This is a genomic window from Vibrio sp. 10N.261.51.A4, assembly GCF_041471945.1.
GTDB lineage: Bacteria > Pseudomonadota > Gammaproteobacteria > Enterobacterales > Vibrionaceae > Vibrio > Vibrio crassostreae_C.
In genome coordinates, this window is record NZ_JBFRPJ010000132.1 from 1 (window position 1) to 3,977 (window position 3,977).

The following is a 3,977-nucleotide window of genomic DNA, read 5'->3' on the forward strand; positions in this document are numbered from 1 at the left end:
GCTTTAACTGATCGGCATTATCCAATGATGGATCCTTTTTTGAATTAGATACGTTTATCACAAGCATAACGAAAATACGTAAAACAATCGCAAACAAGCCAATACCTATAACTACAATTAAAACTAAAACAACGCCATAGGAAACACTATGAAAAAAGCCGCTCTCATCTCTCTATCTCTTTTGACTTTAACCGCTTGCAGCCAAGGAATCACGGACATGAAAGACAGAACTTCATCACCTTGTGGAGACAAACCAAACTGCGTATCAACTCAAGATGACCGTGAGCAGCACGCATTGGCCGCGTTTGAGTTATCAGATTCAGCGAGCTTAGATGCGATTGAGCAGGTTGCGCTAACCTTACCGGGATCGAAAACCGCGAGTAAAACAGAAGATTATCTGCGTGTTGAATGCACCTCTCGCATCATGCGTTTTGTCGATGACTTAGAACTTAAAATCACCGATGGCAAATTGATCGTGCGTTCAGAGTCTCGTACTGGCCATTCTGATTTTGGCGTAAACCGAAAACGAGCTGAACAACTTCGTGCTAGCTTAAAAAGCGAAGGCCTAATCAAATAGATAAAAGAATACGCAGATAAATCGCTGCTATTCGGATGAGAAGTGCCTCTGGGCAGTCGCTCGACACTTCTTATCCATGCTACAATTTCGCTCTACTGTTTAAATATTATTTATTAAGAGACTACACATGAAAATCGGCATCATTGGCGCAATGGAGCAAGAAGTTGCGATCCTAAAAGCAGCAATTTCAGACATTACTGAAGTTAATAAAGGCGGTTGTACCTTTTTCTCTGGTCAGCTAAATGGTGTTGACGTTGTTTTGCTTCAATCTGGTATTGGTAAAGTAGCAGCGGCTGTTGGTACTTCAATCCTACTAAGCGAATACCAACCAGATGTCGTTCTAAACACGGGCTCTGCTGGCGGTTTTGATTCAACACTGAACCTTGGCGATGTGGTTATCTCAACTGAAGTTCGTCACCACGATGCAGACGTTACGGCTTTCGGTTACGAAATCGGCCAAATGGCAGGTCAACCGGCAGCGTTCAAAGCTGACGACAAGCTGATGGCTGTTGCAGAACAAGCGCTATCTCAAATGGAAGATAAGCACGCTGTTCGTGGCCTTATCTGTACTGGCGACGCATTTGTTTGCACAGCAGAACGTCAAGAGTTCATCCGTAAGCACTTCCCATCAGTGGTTGCTGTAGAGATGGAAGCATCTGCTATCGCTCAAGCTTGTCACCAATTCCAAGTACCATTCGTGGTTGTTCGTGCAATATCTGACGTTGCAGACAAAGAATCACCAATGAGCTTCGAAGAGTTCCTGCCACTAGCAGCACAAAGCTCTTCTGAAATGGTTATCAAGATGGTTGCCCTACTAAAGTAAGCGACTAGACATGCAAACACTGTTTGATCAGGTATTTGCAAATGGCGTGCTCCTTGTAATGTGGGGAGCATTGCTTTTTCATTTAATTTTACCTATCCCCCATGCCGCACACCCTACGACCTTATGGCATAAGTTTGCTGAGCTTTTAGCAAGCAAGGTTAATAACAACCAAAACTATTCCCAAAGCTTAATCTCGGGCACATTAGCCTGGGGCGTAATGGTACTGCCGACTCTGATAATTCTATTGGCACTGCAACCATTGGTTTGGCAATCTCAACTGTTTGAATTAGCGCTGTTATTGCTGGCGATTGATTGGCGCAATAATGAAAAGCTAGCAAATCAGCTGATCAAAGCTCTTGGTCGAGAAGATAAAGCTGCCGCTCGTCAGTTACTGGCTCCAATTGTCAATCGTCAAACCGAATCACTGTCATCACTTGGCCTAGGCAAGGCCGCCACAGAAACCATCATCATGGGTTACGCTCGTAACGTAGTTTGTGTGTTGTTCTGGTACGCCATTGGTGGTGGAATCGCCGCGTTAATGTATCGCCTTGTGGTCGAGTTAGCTCGAGCTTGGTCACCAAGTCGCAAGCAATTTTCTCCATTCGGCTCAACGGCGATCAAGATAGTCGCGATTCTCGAATTTATACCGATGCGTTTTTTTGCTTTGATGATCGTATGTGGTGATAAAGCAATGCCCACATTTAAGATGATGTTAGTCCAAAGTCGCTCTTGGCCACTGCCCGGCCCTGCCTGGTTGATCACGGCCGTTGGCAACAAGCTGGAGTTATCATTAGGTGGCCCTGCGATTTACGACAACACTAAAGCCATTCGCGCGAAATTAGGCGGAAGAATCGCACCGTCAGCTCTGCATCTATCTCAGGTTCAGAAACTACTCTTTGGTCGCATCGCTATCTGGATCTTTTTACAAAGCCTAGCCTTACTATTTATTCACCAAGGGATTTAGAGTGAAACCTTCAGCACTTGTTACAAGCCTTACTATTTTGTCTTCCAGCTTATGGCTGCCTTTATCATTTGCAGAAGAAGCACCACTGACTCAAGAACAAGTACAGCCGGCTCAACGCGTGGTCAGCCTTGCTCCTCATGCCACTGAACTCGCGTACAGCGCAGGTTTAGGTAGCAACCTTGTCGCCGTAAGTGAACGAAGTGATTACCCACCACAAGCCGATAAGCTTGAAAAAGTGGCAAACTATCAAGGTATCAAGGTTGAGAAGATCATCGCACTTCAGCCTGATTTGATTCTTGCGTGGCCAGCGGGAAACCCGCCCAGAGAGCTCGCGAAACTAGAGCAATTTGGTTTTAATATTTACTACTCCAAGACCAAAAGCCTAGACAGTATCGCAACCAATATTGAACAACTGAGCCAATACGCTAGCGATCCAAGTATTGGCGAAAACAACGCTCAGCAATACAGAGAGCAGCTCAACGCGTTGAGACTAAAATACAAAGATGCCGAGCCAGTAAACTACTTCTACCAACTCAGTGAGAAGCAGATCATCACTGTTGCTCAAGGACACTGGCCAAGTGAGGTGTTTGAGTTTTGTGGTGGACACAATATTTTTGAAGACAGCGCCTCCCCATATCCGCAAGTTGGTATTGAACAAGTTGTATTAAGAAAACCGCAAGTGATCTTCACTTCTCAGCACGCGATTGAGAATGGAACCATGTGGCAAACATGGGAAGATGAAATTCCAGCAGTCGCTCAAAATCAGATTTGGTCCCTCAATTCTGACTGGATTAATCGCCCGACAACAAGAACTTTGAAAGCGATCCAACAAGTGTGCGATTTCTTCGATAGAGCTAGGCAAAATCACTAACTATTTGCTGCGTTTTTTCGTACAATTCGCCACCGACCTGTCCCTACAATTTTAACTATAAGAGCACCAGTATCATGGACTCCATGCTGCTTTATATTATCGATTTATTTGGCACTGCCATCTTTGCCGTCTCAGGCGTATTTGTCGCTGGCCGTCTTAAGATGGATCCCTTTGGCGTCGCCGTTCTAGGCAGTGTTACCGCAATTGGTGGCGGTACTATTCGTGACATGGCATTGGGAGCAACTCCCGTGTTTTGGATCACCGATACCACCTACCTTTGGGTCATCATCATCACCTGTTTGTTGACCATGATTATTGTAAGACGCCCGAAACGTCTGGCTTGGTGGATATTGCCGGTATGTGATGCGATTGGCCTAGCGGTGTTTGTTGGCATTGGTGTAGAAAAAGCACTTATCTATCAAGATTCAGCACTAGTGGCGATCATCATGGGTGTCATCACCGGCTGCGGTGGCGGTATTATCCGCGACGTGCTTGCCCGTGAAGTGCCTATGATTCTAAGAAGTGAAGTCTACGCGACCGCTTGTATCATTGGTGGCGCTTTCCATACCATGGCGATCAGCATGGGGCACGATTCAGAAACTGCATTTCTGGCCGGCGTGTTCTCAACACTATTGATAAGGCTTGGCGCTATTCGTTGGCATTTATCATTGCCGACCTTCGCCATCAAATAAGCTAACGTTACAAAGTGAAAGGCTCCGTAAAGGCTGTCTCTTGATCACAA

At 45.7% G+C, this 3,977-nt stretch carries 5 protein-coding genes; all 5 read left to right on the forward strand.

Annotated features, from left to right (window positions below; translation table 11 throughout):
- The first annotated feature begins 148 nt into the window (after positions 1-148).
- Positions 149-577, forward strand: a complete 429-nt coding sequence (locus AB4384_RS23025; protein ID WP_372130163.1) for a DUF1499 domain-containing protein — start codon at positions 149-151, stop codon at positions 575-577.
- A gap of 127 nt (positions 578-704) precedes the next feature.
- A complete protein-coding gene (gene mtnN / locus AB4384_RS23030) occupies positions 705-1,400 on the forward strand; it encodes a 5'-methylthioadenosine/S-adenosylhomocysteine nucleosidase (protein WP_286295575.1) in 696 nt (231 codons plus the stop codon).
- Positions 1,401-1,410: 10 nt separating this feature from the next.
- Positions 1,411-2,364 (forward strand): cobalamin biosynthesis family protein, encoded by a 954-nt coding sequence (locus AB4384_RS23035; protein ID WP_372130164.1) that lies wholly within the window; start codon positions 1,411-1,413, stop codon positions 2,362-2,364.
- 1 nt (position 2,365) lies between these two features.
- Positions 2,366-3,235, forward strand: a complete 870-nt coding sequence (gene btuF, locus AB4384_RS23040) for a vitamin B12 ABC transporter substrate-binding protein BtuF (protein WP_372130165.1) — start codon at positions 2,366-2,368, stop codon at positions 3,233-3,235.
- 74 nt (positions 3,236-3,309) lie between these two features.
- Positions 3,310-3,927 carry a TRIC cation channel family protein gene (locus AB4384_RS23045; protein WP_050649519.1) on the forward strand — a complete coding sequence of 206 codons (618 nt, stop codon included), beginning with the start codon at positions 3,310-3,312 and terminating at the stop codon, positions 3,925-3,927.
- The last annotated feature ends 50 nt before the right edge of the window (positions 3,928-3,977 follow it).